At 48.9% G+C, this 21,908-nt stretch carries 14 protein-coding genes; 5 read left to right on the top strand and 9 right to left on the bottom strand.

Features of this window, described 5'->3' with window-relative positions:
* Positions 1-482 precede the first annotated feature (482 nt).
* From G8770_RS11345 to pcaF, 3 genes are all read left to right on the top strand, one after another.
* Entirely contained in the window at positions 483-2,159 is a 1,677-nt protein-coding gene (locus tag G8770_RS11345; protein WP_167186401.1) for a flavin-containing monooxygenase, read from the top strand.
* A gap of 247 nt (positions 2,160-2,406) precedes the next feature.
* Positions 2,407-3,201 carry an enoyl-CoA hydratase-related protein gene (locus G8770_RS11350; protein ID WP_167186404.1) on the top strand — a complete coding sequence of 265 codons (795 nt, stop codon included), beginning with the start codon at positions 2,407-2,409 and terminating at the stop codon, positions 3,199-3,201.
* Positions 3,202-3,263: 62 nt separating this feature from the next.
* Positions 3,264-4,469 carry a 3-oxoadipyl-CoA thiolase gene (gene pcaF / locus G8770_RS11355; RefSeq protein WP_167186406.1) on the top strand — a complete coding sequence of 402 codons (1,206 nt, stop codon included), beginning with the start codon at positions 3,264-3,266 and terminating at the stop codon, positions 4,467-4,469.
* Between the two features lie 529 nt (positions 4,470-4,998).
* Here pcaF and G8770_RS11360 read toward each other — a convergent pair.
* Positions 4,999-6,549, bottom strand: a complete 1,551-nt coding sequence (locus tag G8770_RS11360; protein WP_167186408.1) for an SDR family oxidoreductase — start codon at positions 6,547-6,549, stop codon at positions 4,999-5,001.
* Between the two features lie 217 nt (positions 6,550-6,766).
* Between G8770_RS11360 and G8770_RS11365 the strand changes: the two genes are divergently transcribed.
* A complete protein-coding gene (locus G8770_RS11365) occupies positions 6,767-7,516 on the top strand; it encodes an SDR family NAD(P)-dependent oxidoreductase (RefSeq protein WP_167186410.1) in 750 nt (249 codons plus the stop codon).
* 212 nt (positions 7,517-7,728) lie between these two features.
* Here G8770_RS11365 and G8770_RS11370 read toward each other — a convergent pair whose 3' ends face one another.
* The 4 genes from G8770_RS11370 to G8770_RS11385 all read right to left on the bottom strand — a co-directional run bounded on the left by G8770_RS11370 (position 7,729) and on the right by G8770_RS11385 (position 11,884).
* On the bottom strand, positions 7,729-8,844 hold the full coding sequence (locus G8770_RS11370) for an acyl-CoA dehydrogenase family protein (protein ID WP_167186412.1): 1,116 nt from the start codon (positions 8,842-8,844) through the stop codon (positions 7,729-7,731).
* An 11-nt stretch (positions 8,845-8,855) separates the two neighbouring features.
* On the bottom strand, positions 8,856-10,031 hold the full coding sequence (locus tag G8770_RS11375; protein WP_167186414.1) for an acyl-CoA dehydrogenase family protein: 1,176 nt from the start codon (positions 10,029-10,031) through the stop codon (positions 8,856-8,858).
* A 96-nt stretch (positions 10,032-10,127) separates the two neighbouring features.
* Positions 10,128-11,006: an SMP-30/gluconolactonase/LRE family protein gene (locus tag G8770_RS11380; RefSeq protein WP_167186417.1), complete on the bottom strand. Its 879-nt coding sequence runs from the start codon at positions 11,004-11,006 to the stop codon at positions 10,128-10,130.
* A 137-nt stretch (positions 11,007-11,143) separates the two neighbouring features.
* Entirely contained in the window at positions 11,144-11,884 is a 741-nt protein-coding gene (locus G8770_RS11385) for a carboxymuconolactone decarboxylase family protein (protein WP_167186420.1), read from the bottom strand.
* Positions 11,885-12,178: 294 nt separating this feature from the next.
* On the opposite strand from G8770_RS11385, the gene G8770_RS11390 reads away from it, so the two are divergent.
* Entirely contained in the window at positions 12,179-13,846 is a 1,668-nt protein-coding gene (locus tag G8770_RS11390; RefSeq protein ID WP_167186423.1) for a long-chain fatty acid--CoA ligase, read from the top strand.
* Positions 13,847-13,971: 125 nt separating this feature from the next.
* On the opposite strand, the gene G8770_RS11395 is transcribed toward G8770_RS11390, so the two are convergent.
* The 4 genes from G8770_RS11395 to G8770_RS11410 all read right to left on the bottom strand — a co-directional run bounded on the left by G8770_RS11395 (position 13,972) and on the right by G8770_RS11410 (position 21,830).
* On the bottom strand, positions 13,972-14,709 hold the full coding sequence (locus tag G8770_RS11395; RefSeq protein WP_167186426.1) for an IclR family transcriptional regulator: 738 nt from the start codon (positions 14,707-14,709) through the stop codon (positions 13,972-13,974).
* Between the two features lie 217 nt (positions 14,710-14,926).
* On the bottom strand, positions 14,927-16,576 hold the full coding sequence (locus G8770_RS11400; RefSeq protein WP_167186429.1) for a Glu/Leu/Phe/Val dehydrogenase dimerization domain-containing protein: 1,650 nt from the start codon (positions 16,574-16,576) through the stop codon (positions 14,927-14,929).
* 83 nt (positions 16,577-16,659) lie between these two features.
* Entirely contained in the window at positions 16,660-19,767 is a 3,108-nt protein-coding gene (locus G8770_RS11405; RefSeq protein WP_167186432.1) for a YfiR/HmsC family protein, read from the bottom strand.
* A gap of 701 nt (positions 19,768-20,468) precedes the next feature.
* On the bottom strand, positions 20,469-21,830 hold the full coding sequence (locus G8770_RS11410) for an MFS transporter (protein ID WP_167186435.1): 1,362 nt from the start codon (positions 21,828-21,830) through the stop codon (positions 20,469-20,471).
* Between the last annotated feature and the right edge of the window lie 78 nt (positions 21,831-21,908).

A 21,908-nucleotide genomic window follows, 5' to 3' on the forward strand; every position in this document is an offset into this window, starting at 1 on the left:
TTCTTGGTTCGGGTCAATTTTAGCCAGTTATATGAGATTTTTATTTAACGGTTTTTTGACCCTGAACCATTTTTTTTATCAAGTACAGTTTCATGGATGGTCTGTGGCTTGTAAATTAGCTTAATGCCGTTCTTACAAAATTTCTCGTAGCAACTGTCAGATGACTGTATTTAGGGTGTTATTAAATACTCAGTTGTCTCATGCCTCCTCAGCATCCGGTTTACCATATCGCCTTAAATTAAGACGCTGGATAGGCTGTCTTGGTTGGCTTTTATTTCATTGTAAATATCAAATTAAAATCAATAAAAAAATACAGGTATGAATAATTTACAAAAATAAATATTAACTTTTCGTCGGTTACAGAAAAAACCTCACAAATGTGATTGTGCCTCAATTCCATAGAATTCCTTAGGCCGATTGAATGAAGCAGTGTAAATTTATTTTCTAGAATTTGTTCAGTTTAATAATAGAAGGTTAATAAGATGTCTGGATTAAACCAATATGAAACCACCAGTGATATTATGCCCACCAAAAAAATTGACGCAGTAGTAATTGGTGCTGGTCTTGGAGGTATGTACGCTCTGCAGCGTTTACGTGGAATGAACCTTTCTGTGATTGGTATTGAATCTGGAGGTGACGTTGGTGGAGTTTGGTACTGGAATCGTTACCCTGGCGCACGTTGCGATCTGATGAGCATTGACTATTGCTATTCTTTTTCAAAAGAAATCGAGGAAGAGTGGAGTTGGACAGAACAGTATGCTGCCCAGCCAGAAATTCTCGCATACTTAAATTTCGTGGCAGACAAGCTGGATTTACGAAAAGATTTTAATTTCAACACTCGTGTTGTTTCTGCCAAATATAACGAAGCCAGAAAAACCTGGATAGTCACCACCGACAAGGGTGATTTTTATGAGGCTAAGTATTGTGTCATGGCAACAGGACCTCTGTCGGTCCCCAAAGATCCAGAGTTTCCAGGGACCGAAGATTTTGAAGGGGAGATTATTTTTGCCGGTAAATGGCCTCATAAGAAAGTTAATTTTGAAGGAAAGCGTGTGGGTGTTGTCGGTACAGGGTCCACCGGCATACAAATTGTTCCTGTGGTGGCAGAAGAAGCGCAAGAGCTGGTGGTGTTTCAACGAACGCCTAGTTTTACACTGCCGATGCGAAATATGGAACTGGATGATGAGTATCTGAGCGAAGTCAGAAGAAACTATGAAGGACTTCGTGACGCTGCACGTAATAGCCCATTGGGTGGAATGCGACCACGTACCACACGCCCATTCTTCAGTTTGCCAAGAAAACAACGTGAAGATATTATGGAAGATGCTTGGAAGCGTGGTGGCCTATCGTTTCTGGGGGCATTTTCGGATCTGTTAACCAACCCTGAAGCCAACGAGCAGGTAGCAGAATTTGTTCGTAATAAAATCAGTCAAGTTGTGGAGAACCCTGATACTGCAGAAAGACTTAAGCCTCAGGGGTACCCTATTTTCGCTCGCCGTGCTTGCCTGGATACCAACTATTACGAAACCTTTAACAAATCACATGTACGCCTGGCTGATTGTTTGACTGATCCCATTGAAGGATTGACAAAGAATGGCGTAAAGACTCGCAATCGGGAATATGATCTGGACGTATTGATTTGTGCAACGGGTTATGACGGGTTGACCGGCGCCATGCTTGCTTTTGATGTTGAGGGCAAAGATGGCAGAAAGCTTAAAGACAAATGGGAAAATGGTGCTCGCTCTTACATGGGCATGGTTATAGAAGGATTTCCCAATATGTTTATGATTTGCGGTGCTAATGGCCCGGCTGCACTTGCCAACATTTTCACCATCAATGAACAAAATGTGGACTGGTTTTGTGATTGTATCAGCCATATGCATCGCAATAATTACTCAGCATTCGAGTGTACGGAAAGTGCTGAAAATGAGTGGATGAGCAATGTAGCAAGCCTGGCTGAAAAGACCCTCATATCAAAGGCAAAAACCTGGTATGTAGGTGCGAATATCGACGGCAAGCCAAAAGGGCTCACTCTCTATACAGACGGTTTTCAGAATTACCGGGCATTCTGTTCCAAGGTTGCAGAGGATGGTTACACGGGTATCACCTTTGAGAAAGCCACTGTATCAGCCTCGAGTACGGCCGATAGCGTACTCTAACTTTCTGTCTGTGCCTGGTAGAAACCGTTAACCGAAACTCCTGTAAGTCCTCATGAAAACAATACACATGAGGGTCTGCGGGGGTTTCAATTATATTGGGTCTAGAGGCGCCAATGATCCCCCTAGACTGATTTGAAAAGCAGATACTTTAGGGTCAATATGTCAGTGTGCTGTTAGCAACGTTCAAAACTCAATTACTAACTGCTTTTGTATTTATTCAAAAAACGATCCTCAAGAGGCATTTCATATGGATTTTGACACTATTGAGTATACGGTTCGGGACGCTGTTGCCACCATTTGCTTAAATCGTCCTGAGCGGATGAACAGTTTTAATGTTGCCATGCATAATGAACTAAGAGTCGCTTTGCTAGAGGTGAAAAAAAATCCGAAATTGCGTTGTCTGGTGCTGACGTCTAATGGCAAAGCTTTCAGTGCCGGTCAGGACCTGCACGATCGGTATGAGCTGGTGAACAGTGGTAATAAGCCGGAACTTGGCGTCTCTCTACAACAATATTATAACCCGCTGGTTGAAACGCTAAGAACCCTGCCGATTCCGGTGATTGCTGCGGTAAATGGGCTCGCAGCGGGGGCTGGAGTGGGTGTGGCATTGGCCTGCGACATTGTGCTTGCGGCCAAATCAGCTAAGTTTGTCTTTGCCTTTGCCAAAGTGGGTTTGGTGCCCGATTCAGGCTGTAGCTGGTCATTAGTGAACACTGTGGGTCTGGCTCGTGCCCGGGCATTGGTGATGTTGGGGAGCACAGTGACGGCGATGGAAGCCTCTGATATGGGCATGATCTGGCGTTGCGTGGACGATGAAGAGCTGGACAAAGCAATTGAAGCTACAACACAGCAATTGATTAACAATCCAGCTTTGGGCCTCGACTTGAGCAAGCGTGCACTGAATTCAGTGGCGACAGAAAGTTTTGCCAGACAGCTGGAGCATGAAGCGCAATTGCAGACTTTAGCAGGACAAGCGGATGATTATGCTGAAGCCGTACGCGCTTTTGTCGAAAAACGCCCTCCCAACTACACAGGTCATTAAAGACCGAATTATACCTAAATCCCAAAATTATTAACTTCTTTGGCTATTGAAAGGCAGTGTACATGCGCGAAGCTTTTATTTGTGATGCTGTAAGAACCCCGATTGGCCGTTATGGTGGCGCTCTGGCCAGTGTTCGGGCCGATGACTTGGGCGCGGTTCCTTTGCGGGCTCTTTTAGACAGAAATTCCAACCTCAACCCTTCGGTTATTGATGAGGTTATCTATGGCTGTGCCAATCAGGCTGGGGATGACAACCGTAATGTGGCACGTATGAGTAGCCTGCTAGCAGGTTTGCCTAGCAGCGTACCTGGCTCAACGATCAATAGATTATGCGGCTCTGGGATGGATGCTATAGGCATCGCTGCACGATCCATAAAATCCGGTGAAATTGATGTTGCAATTGCAGGCGGTGTGGAATCAATGTCGCGGGCTCCCTTTGTGCTAGCCAAATCGGAAAGTGCCTTCCAGCGTGCCACGGAGATCCATGACACAACCATAGGATGGCGATTTATTAATCCACTCATGCGCCAGCTTTACGGTGTCGATTCTATGCCTGAAACCGCTGAAAATGTCGCGGAAGAATTTGGCATTAATCGTCTGGATCAGGACAGGTTCGCATTGCGCAGCCAGCAGAAAACCGCGATTGCTCAGGAGATGGGGCTTTTTAATGAAGAGATCATCTCTGTTAGTGTACAGCGCAGAAGGCAGCAAGCCCTACAGGTTGTTCAGGATGAGCATCCCCGGGCGGAGACCACACTAGAGGATCTGGCTCGTTTGACTACCCCGTTCCGTGATGGCGGAACCGTCACTGCGGGTAATGCTTCCGGGGTTAATGACGGGGCGTGTGCCTTACTGTTAGCTTCCCAACAAGCGGCAAAAGATCATGGGCTAATGCCCAAAGCGAGAATCATCGCAATGGCTACGGCTGGCGTTGAACCCCGGATTATGGGATTCGGACCAGTCCCGGCGGTACAGAAAGTTTTCGAGAAAACCGGCCTTTCAATATCAGATATGGACATTATCGAGCTCAATGAAGCATTCGCCGCTCAGGCACTGGCTTGCACACGGGCGCTGGGATTAGATGATGATGACGCACGTATCAATCCAAATGGAGGGGCTATAGCGCTGGGACATCCATTAGGCATGAGCGGTGCACGGTTGTTAACCACGGCTACCTATCACTTGCACAGATCGGGGGGACGTTACGCGCTTTGTTCTATGTGCATTGGTGTTGGTCAGGGGATCGCTATTATTATTGAAAAGGTATAAACATAAACTTTTATGTTTGATGCGGTAAATTGATTAAGACATCTTTTTTTTAACTTTAAATTATTGTCTCTCTTGCTGGGGGAAGCTGTAAGTTAACTTTTCAGAAATAGAAAGTTTAGCTGATTGCCCACGCCCTCACCTCACGGTGAGGGTGACTTTTATTGTTTTTATTCCAGTTATGATGCCTCCGTAAGCAACGAATTCTCTGCCTAGAAATTTCTCAGAAGAATGTTGATTAACCCCGTTCAAATTGTCACTGATGACACCTGTGTTTAACTCAACAATCGGAAGTTCAGGTTTCATCCTGAATAGCGTGATAGTAATCGCCTGCTTTAAAATTTTAGCAGTGCCAGTGTTCGGTTTTTGGAGGGGTAATGCGTCTGGTGGATACGACATTCTCCAACCACTGGGCAGTCGGGAAGTCAGTGGCGCTGACCACATGAGTTTTAAACATGTGAAACTCCCCGTGATCAGTGATCAGTAGCTACCGTTATGGTCAGAAGCTACAGTCGACAACATACAACAGTTTTTAATCCAGTTGCGACGCATCGCCTGAATCGCCAAAGGCACTCCAGCCTCCATCGACAACAATCACGCTGCCCGTAATATACGAAGATTTTTTTGAACCCAGAAAAGCAATAGCGTCGGCAATTTCATCGGCTTGACCCAGTCTACCCATGGGGGTACGGCGACGGATGGCTTCACTGCTGCGAATTCCAGCGGTATTGAGAGCTTCAACTCCTGGCGTTTCAATATAGCCTGGCGCGACGGCGTTAACTCTAATGCCAGAACTGGCCCACTCACAGGCCAGACTTCGTGTCATCATCACAACCCCGTTTTTGGCTGCGCAATAGCTATTGCGTTTTGGCAATCCGCCGAAAGCAGCAATGGACGCCAGATTAATGATGGCGCCACCGCTGTGGTTCATCATGATTCGGGCAGCGGCTTGTGCCACTGAAAAAGGAGCAACTAAGTTGACGGCAATGCCGGCTTGAAACTGTGTTAACGTTTGTTCGGCGGTGGCAATGAATGGATCGGCAACGGCGGCGTTATTGACCAGGATATCAATGGTCTTAAACCGGTTGGCGATTGTGGTAAATGTCTGTTCTATGGCGACTGGGTTCGTTACGTCCAGCAGCATACCTATTTGGCTATCGGGTATAGTGGATAGGGCATTGGGATCATTATCGAGTACGATGACCTGCGCGCCTGCTTCTGAATAATGCCGTGCAACGGCTGCCCCAATGCCTTTAGCTCCGCCGGTGACCACCACAATCGAGGGCGTCTGGATCTGCGGTGATGGAGCTGTTTCCATGGAAGCCGGGCCACTCCCGCCATATGCGTGATAACCGCCGTCAACCGTAATCTGTGAACCGGTTAAATAGGTGTTGCTGGCCGCCCACACAATAGGTTCCGCGATTTCTTCAGGTTCAGCCATGCGGCCAAGTGGTATGCGGCGGTTTACCTGACGGGTCTCCACTTGTTGGTTTTCTACCAGTGAGCGTACTATTTCGGTAGCGACGTAACCCGGTAGTACGGCATTTACCCGAATGCCTTTTGCAGCCCATTCACAGGCGAGTGCGCGAGTGAAGCCCAGTACAGCCCCTTTTGACATTGAATACGCGGTTCGCCCCGGTATTGCCATGACTCCAGCCATGGAGGCAACATTCACTATGACCCCTTGACCTCGTTGCAGCATGGACTGTCCCACCACGCGTGCCATGGTGTAACACCCTTCGAGATTGACTCGCAATATGTGCTCAACCTCATTCAAGTCTTTATTGATAGCGGGGGTTCCTTTGGGGTCGACAATACCCGCATTGTTAATCAGTACGTCTATTCGACCATAACGCGATAGAATGGCCGCTATGGCATCGTTCACGGAAGATTCCTGAGCGACATCGAGCTTAATACCCATGTGTGACGGCCCCAGTTTTTCAGCCTGTTTTATCGCTAAAGAGCCGTCAATATCGCTCAAAATTACGCTATCTTCCGCTTGTGAAAATGCCCGTGCGGCTGCTAAGCCAATGCCAGAGGCCGCTCCGGTTATTAACACAACACGTCTGGAAATACTGGTCATTAATTACTTCCCTTTCTTACAATAAATGTGTTTATTTTAATATTTTATGGTTTTACTGGCGTGAGTTTACAGTAGACCTCAGACATCACCTCAGGTCAAAATATTGTCAGATGTTGGACGCACTAACGCATATGAGATAACTCCTTGTGAGCCTCCTGGATACCTCCCTTATTGCTGATTTTAAGATACTATCTTGCTAACAATAGAGGAGAAAAGTATGGGTTTACTAGATGGTAAGACAGCTCTGGTTACTGGAGCTTCTCGCGGACTCGGGCGGGCGATGGCTGAATTGTTTGCATCAGAAGGTGCTGCGGTTGCTGTGCTTGATTTGAAGGAGCACTGGGCACAAAAAGTCGTCGATGAGATTGTCGAAAAAGGTGGGCGTGCCATCGCCATTGGTGCGGATGTCTCCCATCGGGATTCTGTTCGAGAAGCTTTCAGAGCGACCGTTCAGGAGTTTGGCGCAGTTGATGTTGTGGTTAACAATGCCATGTGGAACCGCTATGAACCTATCGCCGATATCGAGCCTGAAACGGTTCAGCGCATGCTGGATGTGGGCTTTACCGGTGTGGTTTGGGCGATACAGGCCGCGGCTGAGATGATGTCTGAAAAAGGTGGCTCAATCATCAATATTGCCTCCGTATCGGGTGTTCTGGGCATTACCAATGCATTGACCTATTGTGGCGTAAAGGCCGCTGTTGGTGGTTTGACGCGCTCTGCTTCAGTTGAACTGGGTGCTCGTAAAATTCGGGTAAATTCTATTGCACCTTCCACAGTAGCGACCGAAGGTGTAAAAACCATGTTGAGCGATGAGGCATTTTCCGATCGTGTGAATAAAACACCCTTAAAACGCCTTGGGGAAGTTGAGGATATTGCCCAGGCTGCGTTGTGGCTTGCATCGGATAATTCAAGTTTCGTTACCGGACAAACACTCACGGTTGATGGTGGCCTGGCTCACGCGTTTTAATTAGCGGTGGCCTTTGTTTTTCGAATCGACTCGGAATTCACAGATTTTGTATTAACAACGCAGTGTGACTCGAACATCGTAGTGACACGGTACCGGAAAATTAATTTTTAAAGTACTACAAAAAAGGCCAGTTGCTATTACTAGTAACTGGCCTTTTTCAGTATTGATTGTTTAACAAAGAGGTGGACTAACTGAACAGGTCCTATACTTCATTATGATACGTTCGCAAATCGAGTACGGTGATAGTCGGCTTGACCATAAGCGGTGTCCAGCATCATCTGTCGTTTTAAATGATGGCTGATGATAAGCTCGTCACAAGTCCCTACACCACCGTGCAGTTGCACAGCCTGCTTGGCAACATAGAGTCCGGTTTGCCCGACACGGGTTTTTGCTGCAGATACTGCACGCTTTCGAGTCACAGGATCTGCGTTCAGATTAAGGGTTGCATGCAGCATCATCGAACGTGCTTCTTCTGCAGCGATCGCCATATCAACCGCCCGGTGCTGCAGTACCTGAAAGCTGCCTATCGATACGCCAAATTGACGTCGAGTTCCCAAATAATCCAGGGTTACGGCATTGGCCATTTCCATCGAGGCAACCGCTTCAGCAACATGAGCGGTAATCGCCCGATCTACTGCGGATTCAATACGCATGAGAGCCTGATCTTTTTCACCGACCAGAGTTGCATTGACGTTATCGAGGCGCAAGCGAGAATGGGTGTGTCCATCAACGGCACGAAAATTTTCAACTTTCAACCCGGGGCTATTAGCAGAAATTAAAAACAGGCTGATCCCATCCGAATCCATGATCGAACCCGCTGTTCTGGCTGATACGACATACCAGTCAGCATCACCACCATCTTCAACATGAACTTTTTCCCCGGACAGTAACCAGCGGTTATCGCTCAATTCGGCAGAGAGACCCACATAATTCAAATCAAAACCGCCTTCGGACTCCAGAAACCCAGCAGCTGCGCGAATGTTTCCCAGTCCTATGCCTTCGAGTATCTCGGTGGCAGTTTCTCCGGTACCACTCAGTAATGCAGGCACCAGAACACAAGATGTCACATAAGGTACAGGAATCAAATGGCGGCCAATTCCCTCCATCAAGGCCATCACATCCACAGGCGTACCGCCAAGCCCGCCTTCCTCTTCGGGTATTGAAAGCATTAGCCAGCCCAGGTCTGCCATTTCTGCCCAACTTTTCGTCACATTCGAGGGGAGATCTTTCAAACATGCCAGACGTTTATCGGCAGACCAATTGTCGAGGCCATACCGAAGAACACTGTCGAGGAGCATTTGTTGTTCGCCGCTGTAATCAAAATTCATATCACTGTCCCCTATAAACCCAGCGCTCGGCGGGCGATAATGTTCCGTTGAATTTCACTGGATCCTCCATAAATTGAGGTTACTCGAGAATAAAGCGCGCCCTGCATGGCATAAGGCATATCGGATGGCGCCTGAGTGTTTTCCAGCCCGCGGAAATGCGCCGCTTCAGGCCCCAGAGCTTCAAGCCACAGTCCCATGGCAGATTGATAGAGCTCTGACCAGCGCAGTTTTACCATGGATCCTCGTGGTCCTGAGTCAACACCGGCAGCGGCGTCTGCCATTAATCGCAGAACCATCGTTTTCAAGGCCGTGGCTTCGATCTCCAGCTGAGCAAATTTTGATGAAAAGGTGGGTGTTTTGTACAAGGGGACGCCAGCAATCAATCGCTCTGCTGCTGCACGGGCACCATCAATAACTTGCTGAATGTGGATGGCATTAGCTGCTGAAACCATTCGTTCACGATCGAGTAATACTTTTCCATATCCCCAACCACGGCCTTCTTCGCCGACTAAATTGTTAACAGGAACACGCACATCGTCTAAAAATACTTCATTGGTATGGTGTTTCTCATCCATGGTGTCGATTGGCTTTACCTGAATACCTGGCGTTTTCATATCGACCAACAACAATGAGATTCCTTGCTGCCGTTTTTCTTCATTGGATGTGCGCGCCAGTACAAACATATGCGAGGCGACATGAGCATAGCTGGTCCACATTTTCTGACCATTGAGTACATACTCATCTCCATCTTTGGCCGCTGTGGTTTTCAGGGATGCAAGGTCAGAGCCTGCACCCGGTTCAGAGTATCCCTGACACCACCAATCATCAGCGTTAATGATCCCGGGCAAGAAGCGTTTTTTTTGCTCATCCGACCCGTAGGTAAAAATAATTGGACCTATCAACTCCAATCCCTGATGAAACTGAATCGGTGCTCCTGCCCGTGTTGCTTCACTTTCAAAGATATAAATTTGGGTGGGGCCCCAGCCGGTACCGCCGAACTCTTTAGGCCAGTTGGGGGCTCCCCAGCCACGTTCAGCCAGAGCTTTCTGGTAAGCGATCAGCTCTTTAGGCTCCAGTCGTAAACCAGCTCGTACACGAGTCAACCATTCTTTTGGAACTACTTCTGCGAAAAAAGACCTGACTTCTTCCTGAAACGCGAGTTCTTCGTTTGTAAATTCTAGGTTCATAAACTCAACATCCACTTTGCCTTAATATTTCAAATTCCAGAATGCCGCAATCAAAGACGCATTAGCAAGCGCCCGCACTGTGAGAAGGCATTAATTTCAAATGTGATATTTGTATTGATAAACCCCTTCCGCAAGGCCGCGTACACCGAGGTTGGAAATGGTTAGAATACGACCTCCATTGGGATCTTCTGTACGCAAGCGGTTACCCGAATCAGAAATCGTAGTGACGTATAAGACGTCCAAATTTTTACCACCAAATGCGGGACATGAAGGGTAGGGGATCGGCACCTCAATCATCTTTTCAACTTTTCCCTCGGGAGAAAAGCGCGCAACAGACTGTGTTTCAATCAGGGCAACCCAAAGATACCCCTCAGCGTCAACGGTGGCTCCGTCGGGCGCTGAGCCATACTCACGGGTGTCGATAAAATCTTCTCGACTACCCAGGGATCCGGTAGTGGGATTGTATGGGTAGCGGCGAATCACCCCTTCCAGGGTATCGGCAAAATACAAAATATTGCCCATCGGGGAGAAGCAGGTTGCGTTTGCCAGCCTAAGGTTTTCTTCAACTTGCACCGCGGTACCTTCCTTGTCCAGTCGCCATAAGCTGGCGTGGGCACCTGGCAACTCACCAAATTGCATAGTCCCAGACAGGAAGCGTCCTTGCCGATCGGCTTTACCGTCGTTGAAGCGAAGCGGGCCTTTGGTGAGTTCCGGTTTTGTCAGATACGTCACTTCACCGTTGTCATTGATCAGCGCAAAACCATCGGCAAAGGCTGCGACTAACCCCTGGCCTGCCAATCCGATGCTGCAAACTGGTTGACTGAACTGCCAATGGCGAAGCAATTTACCATCTGAGTCTGCGGCATAAAGACTCTTTTCCTGAATATCCACCCACCACAGACATTCGAGTCTTGGATCCCAGAGCGGGCTCTCGCCCAGTTTGTTTTGGAAATTTCCAAAAAAACCGATCTCCATAATTTCCTCATTGTGTGTGTCAACTGTCTGTTGATAACAATGCCTACTGGCGTTTGCTTTGACTGTTAAGTTGGTGCGATGGGCAGGGGCGAAAATAGTCAGTGGTGCCGTGACCGGACCTGTCTAGCCGCCAGTGATTACTCGGTGGCGGTCGCTGTAATGGCGGGAACCCCATCAACACAGGCATGGATTCCCAAGTGCGCTGCCAGCTGAAAGACTTCAATGATCTCTTCAGAAGTGGCGCCAGCTGATAATGCACGTCGTGTTTCAGTGCGCATTGCTTCCCGGTTGAGATGGGTGGGTGAAGCCGCCAGGGCGAGACGTATCAAGATCTTGTCTTTGTCTGGCAAATTACTGTGCTGATCTGCAGTGGTCAGTAGATCGACGAGTATTTCTGTGTATTTCGGTACGGCTCGCGCGAGGGCTTGCAGCCATACAGGGCGATCACCAAACATCAATTCATAGCGATCGAGTATCGACTCACCATTGCTGTGTTTGGGGAGGGTAATACCTGCTGCCGATGCTTCTTCTACAAGAATCGTCATGCCCGCGGAAACACTGTCAAACCCCTGCATCGTGGCTATCTGCATTACCTCAATTAACTCACCGACCGTACACCCTGCTTTGAAGGCCAGCTTAATGTGAATCTCCATACCCTCGGTAAACATGTGTGTGGTTGAGGCATCGATGGCGACATAAATCATTTCTCGTAATTTGGCTGAAAGCGGACCATCTCGAGCTGGTGTCTCTGCATATTTCAGATAGGCTTGTAGCCACTCGGGAGAGTGTTTTAGCAAACCGTCGTTGAAATCTACCCAGTATCCTCGGGCTTCAATGTAGGCGTCCTTAAAGGCTTGCTGTTCATCGGTGAGTTGCATCTTATTATTCTCCTGGCTTGATTCGCTCAGGGTAAAGCTTATCCATTTGCCTATTTCAAATCTATTTAAGAAGTGGTTAATGTGTGATATCTCATGTGTGATTCTTATTCTGGAGGTGCCGAATCCTGAGACTAACGCTAGCGTCAGATGGTCAATGTGTGTAGATTTTTGAGTATGCAGATTTTAACGGAAGGTCGAAATTTCGTCGCGATACAGCGATCCTTATAGGATCAATGACAGCGATGTTCAGTAACAACTATAAATTATTAAGATATAGAAGGATTGCCAATAATTATGATAGGTAATATGCAAGCTCATTCTTTGACTACCGCGATGCTGATTGACCATGCTGAGCGCAACCATGCTCAAACTGAAATTGTTTCTCGGGCCCCCGACTGTACATTGCAACGCACCACCTGGAGTGAACTTGCCCACGACGCAAAACGCCTGGCGGCAGCGTTAACCGATTTGGGCGTTTCACCAGGAGATAGAGTGGCGACATTTGCCTGGAATCGAATACCCCACCTGGCGCTCTATTACGGCGTGACAGCTGCCGGAATGGTTCTTCATACTGTCAATCCCAGATTGTTCAGCGACCAAATTGAGTACATCATCAATCATGGTGGAGCCAGTGTCCTCTGTGTGGATCCGGATCTGTTGCACTTAATTGAGCCTTTAGCGGATCGCTTAACGGCTATAAAAAGGATTATTGTGCTGTGCAGTAAAAATGAAATTCCAGACAGTTCGTTAACGTCATTGATTGCTTATGATGAGTTGGTTGCAGGCGCGAATCCCATTGATGAGTGGCCAGAGCTAGAAGAAAATTCAGCGGCCACACTGTGTTATACGTCGGGCACTACCGGTAATCCCAAGGGTGTTCTGTACAGCCATCGGTCGACGGTATTACACAGTTATTCGATTGTTGCTGCCGATGCTATGGCGCTCTCTGCAAAAGATTGTGCACTCCTGATCACGCCTTTATTTCATGTGAATGCCTGGGGAGTGCCTTTCGCATCCGCGTTGTGTGGTGCCAAACTGGTGCTTCCCGGATCTGCACTTGATGGGGCATCTCTGTATGAATTTCTGAAAGATGAAGGTGTGACGTTTTCGCTGGGAGTGCCTACTGTGTGGTTTGGTGTCCTGGATTATCTGGAGAAAAATACCAGCGCCAGTGAGCGTGAGGCGATGGCGATCAACCGGGTTTTTGTCGGAGGCGCTGGAGTGCCTCGCTCATTAATCGTTCGCTTCCGTGAATTGCTGGGAATTGATGTACTGCAGTCTTGGGGGATGACCGAAACCAGCCCTGTTGCCACTGTCTGTCGTCCCTTGTCAAAGCATGATCGACTTGATCAAGAAGCGCGTACAGACCTAATGACATCACAGGGAAGGGCTTTGTGTGGCGTGGAATTACGAGTTGAATCTGCTGATGGAAGTGAAATTCCACTGGGTAGTAACGAGGCTGGATTGCTTAAAGTTAGAGGGCCTTGGGTTGTCAGCCACTATTTTGGTCAAGAGCCAAACAGCGCACTGGATGATCATGGGTGGTTTGACACCGGAGACGTTGCATGGATAGATGGGGATGGCTTCCTGCATATCACTGACCGGGCAAAAGATGTGATCAAGTCCGGCGGCGAGTGGATTTCATCCATTGAAATCGAAAATGCTGCGGTAGCACACCCAGCCGTTACAGAAGCTGCGGCCATCCCGGTTCCGCATCCCCGTTGGCAGGAACGCCCCTTGCTGCTGATTACCTTAAATCCGGGGCAGAAGCTCAGCCGTGATGAGATGCTTGACTACTTAAAGCCCCAGATGGCCAGTTGGTGGCTCCCTGATGATGTTGTAGTGGTGGAGGAATTACCCCATACGGCTACCGGCAAGTTGCGAAAAATAGATCTTCGGGAGCGGTATCGCAATCACTTTACGGCCGACAGTGACTCTATTGAAAAGCAGGCTGTCTCTTAACGCAATTACTATCTGTGCCTTCGGATCCAAAAGGTCGTGACCTGATGGATTCGATAGGCACTGGATGGTGTGCCACGGAAATTATTGAGCTACCTGAGTTTCGACAATCGCGGTGGTAATAAGCATTACCAGGTTTTGGCGATGGCTTCTTTCATGAGAGCGACAATGGTGTCTTTTTCAGTTTCAATTCGATCTGCAAATCCCCCTACGCCAATGGCAAGGGGAACATTATGCAGGGTTTCATCCAGCGCGATTGAAATGGCGGAAACCTTTCTGGTTGGTTTGTTTTTTAAATAGGCATAACCGGTTTCGCGTACGAGTTGAACACGATCCATCACCTCAGTAATCGATACGGGTTGTTCACTGATTTTATAATAATTGGTGTAGCGGCAGATTTTTTCAATCGCGTCATCATTCATTTTACTCATCAGTGCCAGACCGGAAGAAGAGTCCACCATTGATCTCATGGTGCCCAAAGCTGGCGTAAACTTAAATTCGTGATCGGGTGATTCCAGTAGGATGTACTGAATAAACAGGTCGTTCTGGGAGGCCAGTCCGACGGTTTCATCCGTGGCTTTTTGTAGTTCACGAACTAAATTTTGGTAGGTGTCGTCCGTATAAATGTAGCCGGATAGCCAGTTTCCCAAGCTGGTGACCTGTACCGTCGGAAGGTAGGTATGATCACGACGGTTGTAGTTTAAATAGCCCCTGTTCAACATACTTTTCAGTAAGTAGGTGGTACTGGATTGAGGGTAATTAAGCGCCTGATAAATCTCTTTCAGCCGCATGGGACGCCGGTGCTCCATAAAGAGCTCCAAAACTTCCAACGTTCTAAGTGCAGATTTTACGGGTCGACTCTGCATTTACTCTCTCCGAATCCATAAACAATTTTTTTTCATTATAAATTGTTATCAGCAGTTTATTATATCTGCTGAATTTAGCATATAACGACCTTATTGGTAATGTAATATTCACAATTGTTCACTTAGACCGCTCGGGTTCTCCATTTTGACCACGGGTTTTGTCGGCAGTGTTCATCTGAGTGAGTACGACACTTCTGGGCTATACGGATTTCACGTTTTATGGAAACACACCGCGCAACAGCTTGGCGTCCCTCACGCGTGAGACACCGCCGATTAATGATGCGGTTCTCATGTCGATCTTTTCAGTTTCTGCAAGGTGTAAGGTTCTCTGGAACGCATCGAACAAAATCTGTTTTAACCGCTCGTTGATTTCCTGAAGTGTCCAAGTGAAGTTTTGTGTGCCCTGAACCCACTCGAAATAGGAAACAGTCACGCCCCCGGCATTGCCAAGAATGTCCGGCAGCACAAAAATACCCCTCTCGTTTAGGATTTCGTCGGCTTCCAGGGTAGTCGGTCCATTGGCCCCTTCGGCGAGCAGTTTGCACCTGATTCGGTCGGCATTTTCAACTGTTATCTGGTTTTGCATGGCTGCCAGTGCCAGCACGTCACACTCGAGTTCCAGTAACTCGGCATTGGTGATGGCGGTGGCGTCGGGGAACCCCTCCAGCACGCGGTTTTCACTCACGTAGGCGTCCAGGGCCTCCAGCGAGAGGCCTTCGGGGTTGTAGAGCCCGGTAGAGACATCACTGATCCCAATGATCTTCATGCCGGCCTCCGCGAGGAATCGTGCTGTGTGGCTGCCGACATTGCCATAGCCCTGTACCACGGCCGTTGAGGTAACGAGATCCAGTCCAAGGTGAGTGGCAGCGGCTTCGATCAGGTAAACCAGCCCCCGCCCCGTTGCCTCTTTACGACCCAGAGAGCCGCCAAGCACCACGGGCTTACCTGTGACCACCGTGGGTACGGTATAGCCCAGCTGTTGGCTGTAGGTATCCATAATCCAGGCCATGACACGTTCGTCTGTACCCATGTCGGGAGCCGGAATGTCTTTGTCAGGACCGATCATGTCGATGATTTCGGCGGTGTAGCGTCGGGTCAGGCGCTGCAGCTCGCGCTTGCTCAAGACGGTTGGGTTGACACGAACACCGCCTTTTGCGCCGCCAAACGGGAGTTTCATCAGACCACATTTCCAGGTCATCCACATGGCTAAAGCCGCGACCTCGCCAAGATCTACGTCCTCATGATAGCGAATTCCGCCTTTGGTTGGGCCCATGGTCAACACGTGTTGCACCCGATAGCCAAACACCGTTTCCACCTGGCTGCGGTCATCCCGGAAAAAGGGGAAAGATACCAGTTGAGTACGCTGCGGGAACAGTAAGCGCTGGCGAATGTTGTCATCCAAATTCATAATATGGGCCGCCTTGAGGAATTGCTGCTGAGCCAGCCGAAACATGGGGCTGTCCCACTCGTGACTGCGGGCTCTAGCTCGAGCCAAGGTGTAACGAATAGCTCGCCCCAGAGAAACACTGTTGAGGTGAGTTTTCACCAGATAATCGTAGGCGCCAGCATCCACGGCCCGAGCAGCGAGCGTCAAATCATCGATGCCGGTGAGAATGACAATGGGAATATCGGGTTGGGCGGCACGAACTCGAAACAGGGTGTCCAACTCCTGGCTATCCGGGAGGACCAGATCAAGCAGCAGCAGGTCTATCCCGCCGTGGGATAAACGCATTAACCCATCGGCCAGGTTCACCACAGTTTCAATGACACAATGAAGTTGTGGTTCACCCGCTACCAATTTCTCGATCAGGCGAGCGTGCAGTGGGTTGTCTTCCACCAGTAATAGATGTGTGGGTTGATCTTGCATACCCGTGCTCCAAATCAGCGCTGCAGTGCTAACTTTTCGACAGATAATTTTTAGTTAGTCTGCTATTCAGTGGATGAAGGCGATCAGCCGTCACTGGCACTAGGTGATTTAACGTCAAGTATTTGCTGCAAAGCAGCTTTTGCTTCATCCAGGCTGGACTTCAGTATCTTGATGACTGGTTCTGCAGCGTTGAGCTGATTGTCATGCGCCAGTTGTTCAAGCTTGGCAGCGGCTGCAGCAGCAGTCTCTGCGCCTACGACATTGGCAGAACTTTTCAATGTGTGGGCTGCTCTTCTCAATTCGGTTGCCTGTTGATGTTGCAGGGAGGTCTCAATCGTCTGCAGAAGTTCCGGGTACTGTTGGAGGAACATCTCGATTAACTCGTGCAGAAGCTCTCTGTCACCTTCCAGATTTTTAAGTGCACTTTTGATATCCAGGCAAGGGGGCCCGGAATGTTTCGCAGACGTCGGGGAGGGGAGACTTTGATCCGATGCAGCGTCAGATAACTCGGGTGCACTTTTGGGGCTCTCTGGCACGTCGTATTTAGTCGCTTCAGCTTCTTTGTCTGTTGTTGTGCCGGCTTTGGACGCTGCTGCCGTAGCTGCTGGTGTTGTTTCAACCGTTTGATACAACTCGGCAGCCCGGAAAGGTTTGGAAACATAGCTGTCCATTCCCGCATTCATACAGCGATTACGATCTTCGGTGGTTGCGCTTGCGGTCATGGCCACAATGGGAATGTGTCTCCCGGACGAGGTTTCCAATTCACGAATTTTTCGCGTTGCTGTCAGGCCATCCATGACCGGCATCTGTACATCCATGAGTATCAGATCAAAAACGTTGTTCTGTACAGCGGCAAGTGCCTCTTCTCCATTCTCGGCTAAGGTGACTTTATGACCTCGCTTGACCAGCAGATCGGTGGCGACCTTCTGATTGACGAAGCCGTCTTCGACCAGCAAAACATTTCTGATCGGAATTTCGGCGGAAGGTTGATCCTCAGAGGTTTTTGCATCTTCGGCCGTCGCAACCCCTAAAGCATTGGTGATGGCAACCAGAAGCTCGGAGTGTTTGACTGGCTTTAACAAGGTCTTGCAGATATGAAGTTTCTGTAATAGCCGATCATCGTCAAAGAATTCGGCCGAAGAGAGTATTAATATCTGCATGGTGGTGTGAAAAGGCTCCTTACTTATTTTTTCCGCAAGTTCGAAACCATCCATGCCCGGCATCATTACGTCCAGTACAGCCAGAGCGTATTTGATGCCCCGTTGTTTGGAGCGATTAAGGGTGTCAATCGCGTCAGGCCCACTCTGGGCTGTGGTTACCACCATTCCCCAACTTGACATCATCTCTTCCAGGATCATTCGGTTGGTGCTGTTGTCATCGACAACCAGTACCTGTGTGCCTCGCAGTTCGATGGGGGAGACAGCGGGTTTGGCTGGCTCACCTGACAGGTTAAAGTCGGCGCTAAAAGAAAAGGTGCTGCCTTTGCCTGGCTCACTTGACACGTTTAATTCTCCGCCCATCATCGTAACGAGTTGAGAGGCTATGGTCAGTCCCAATCCGGTGCCACCAAATTGACGGGTGGTTGAAGAGTCGGCTTGACCAAACGCTTTAAAAATTTTCTGTATTTGCTCGTCGGATATTCCAATACCGGTGTCGCGAACTTCAAATGCGACACGAATTTTTCTGCTGTCAATGGATTCGAGTTTCAAGTCGACTACGATTTCGCCATCCTGGGTGAATTTAATGGCATTACCCACTAAGTTCACAACGACTTGCCTCAGTCGGACGGGATCGCCAATGACATTGTTCGGCACTTCTGGTGGTATATGAAATGCCAGCTCCAGGTGTTTATCATTGGCACGCATGGCCAGGGCTTGCAAGGTATCTCCGAGAATGTCACTTAAATTGAAAGGGGTTTCTTCGAGGTCGAGCTTGCCGGCTTCAATTTTAGAAATGTCCAGAATGTCGTTGATCAGGCTCAGTAGTGTGTCAGCAGACTTCAGGATGATTGACACATACTCCGCCTGCTGATCCCCAAGCTTGGTGCCTTTGAGCAGTTCTGCAACCCCGATGACGCCATTTAAAGGGGTACGTATTTCGTGACTCATGGTGGAGAGGAACTGGCTTTTGGCATCGGTCATGATAACCAGCTGTTCATTGGCTTTTTCCAGCTCGCTGGATTTTATTTGCAGCTGTTTGTTAATTCGATTTTTACTTCGATAACTGCGGAAGATAAAGGCAATCGATGTAAGTACGACAAGCAGGGCGACCGCTGCGGACCCCAGGATGACCTTTTGATTCTCTATGGTGCTCACTTGTTTTTGCAGGATCAGGTTTTTTTCTTGAATCAAACGTTCCTGTTCGTTAATTTCCTGTTGGTGTCGTTCCAGCAGGGAGATGTTTTGATTGATTTTTTGTGAATAAGCTTCAATAGCAGCTTCTTTTTCAGCTAAAATACTTTCTTTTTCTCTTAGTGTGGCTACGTTATCCAGAAGTTTCTTTTCGCTCTGAGCTAGAATCATTTGAGTGTTGTTGAATTTTTCTTCGAGCGAGTTAAGTTCATCTTCCAGGCTCTTAAGCTCGGCTTCTTTGATTGAAAATTGTTTACTCTGGGCAATGATTTTCTGATTTTGTTCGGCCAGTAGTTTCTGTTGATTTTCCAGATCCTGTTGTTGTTGGAGGGCAAGGTTTCTCGCACGAGCCAGCTCTTCTTCGGTTTCTTTATAGATAAGTGCGGTGTCTAGTTCGGTTCCGCCAAACAGTAAAATTTCTTTTGACAGTTTTAGTCCTGCATAAATGATATTACTGCGATTGACTTCGAAGGAGAGTATGTTGTCAGCTGGATGGGTGAAGTTGATCATCACATTGCGCTGGTCTTCACTGCCATCTGAAACAATCATTGTATGACTGCCGTGCAATCGCTTGACGATCCTGTTCAAATTGAGGTTTTGAGATTTGGCCAGTACTAAAATTTGCGCATCTTTGGCTTCAATGAGCGATCTGTAATACACGACCACGACAGGCTTGCCACGCACTCTGAGTTTCGGTAATTCTTTTTGCAAAACTCTAAGAAGAGGCCTGTCTCGACCGTATTGGCCGATAATGAACTGATCAAGGGTGTCCTCTTGTGGCCATGTGGTGTGATTTAGAATGGCCTCAAGGAAGGCTGCCTTACCTTCATCTGGTGTCACTGAAAGAGCGCCGTGAGAAAGGCACAGCGCGAACACCAAAAAACAGTAAGGCAATATACGAGATGATCGTGTGAATAACTTTAGTCGGCACATTTGAACTCAGGGAGCTAAATAAGAGGGGGCTGAGTAAGTCGGCTCGACACCCTCTTGTTAGTGCCAATCTCCATGCCATGTTTAATACTTAGATAATAGCACAAGCCGAAAATATACTGGGGACATATACTCATGACAGTTTATCCCTTGATTAAGGAAGGTTTTATGGGGCTGGCGGTGTCGCTCTGCGGGTGGTGACGGCATAAAGGCCGTGTAATTGAAGCGGCGTGATTTGATTTTTTTGATAGCGCAGCTCTTGCGCGCTTTGAGGGTTGTTTCTTGCCTTGTGTCATCCAGCAATGTTTAACCGGTGCTCTGGGTGGCTGTGATTACCCTATACAGCACTTAAAACAGTCAGTTTTTTTCTGTGATTGTTCAGGGTGTTGCTCTTTGTGAGTAATAGAAATAAATTTCAAACTTCTTAATGTATTTAGGAATATAGAGAGAGGGATCGGACGGTTTTTATCGTGGAGCAGGCTCCATACTGTTTATAGGTAGCTTAGAATATCAGTGCCGATTCGCGGTTATAGCCTGGTTCGGTACTTAGGTACTTAGGTACTTAGGTACTTAGGTACTTAGGTGATTAGGTACTTCGACGTTAACCAGGCTCAAGTAACCGCAGTTGTCGTCTGTCTAAGTCCAGACGCACTGATTCCCGCTGTGACCAATGCTATAACACCTGCAACAATAGCGGGCGTAGGACCAGTGCCAAGTCCCATGGCCAGAAGGGCTGCCACCAGTGTTGCACCGAACGCCATGGCCAGCATTCGGGTGGTGGTGAACAAGCTGCCCGCGGCGGCGGCTCTTGCTCTGGGAGCGGAGCCCACCAGAAAGCGGGCATTGGGCGAAAAGAATAAGCCAAAACCGGCACCGCAAAACCACAGTCGCCAGGCAACATCAAAGTGACTGGGGCTGGTGTCCGGTAACAGGGCCACCGCAGCCATACCGATTGAGGCCATGAGTAGCCCCAGGGTACACAGCAACGGTACTGCGATGCGATCCGACAAGAGCCCCGCCAGAGGGGCAAACATCAGGCTGGCCACCGCGTACGCGGCCATCATGCCGCCGATTTCACCGACGGAGAAGCCGTAACCGTGTTGTAACCGGAAAGGCATGCTCAACATCATGATCATGGACGCAATGGTGCCGAGGAACGTGGCCAGGGTTGTGAGGCCAAGGTCAGATCGGGCAAGCAAATCCACTGGCAAAACCGGTTGCGCTTCGGCTTTTTCGTGGCGAACCAGAAACCAGGCCGACACTCCGGCAGCGACCATCACGGCCAAAGAGGTGAGCAGATAGTTTGTGTGAACGGTGCCTTCCAGGCCGGCAATCAGCAGGCCAAAGGTCAGGCTGCACATGGCGGCACCCCGCAGGTCGAATGGGTGCTCATGAGGCACGGGATCCGGCAGCGCACGGCTGAACATCAGTGAAATAATCGACAGGGGAACGACAGCCACAAAGGCCCATTGCCAATCGGTGTACGCGGCAATCAGCCCGCCCAACACAGGAGCCAGTGCGGTACCGCTGGCATTGAAGATGGTGTTCAAAGCCAGACCGCTGCCCAAACGTTGTGGGGGATATACCTGGCGCAACATGGCGACGGCTACCGACATGGCCGCAGCTGCCGCCAGCGATTGCAGTGCCCGTACCAGAATCAGCGCCGGCAGGCTGTCTACCAACAAGCACAGTCCACCAGCCAAAGCGTGCAGGACAAACCCTGCCTGATACATTCGCCGATAACCAATTCGGTCTCCCACCGCGGACAACGGCAATAGGGTCATGGCCAAAATAAGTTGATACACCGTGACGACGAGAAGCGTTGCCGATCCCTCTACCTCCAGTGCTGTGGCGATGGTAGGGAGCACTACACTGCTGATAGTAGCGTCAATCATTAACATCAAGGCGCCAATTGATAATGAAATCACCGCTAAAATACGGCGACGGAGAGGCAATCCTTGAGGTTCAGTCATGTGCACACAGTAATAAAATGAAGGGCGGGCGGCAGGGCAACAGAATCCGTGAGAGTCCTGAGCTACGTTTTTTGGTCA

Source organism: Pseudomaricurvus hydrocarbonicus (assembly GCF_011602365.1).
In the GTDB taxonomy this organism is placed as follows: Bacteria; Pseudomonadota; Gammaproteobacteria; order Pseudomonadales; family Cellvibrionaceae; genus Pseudomaricurvus; species Pseudomaricurvus hydrocarbonicus.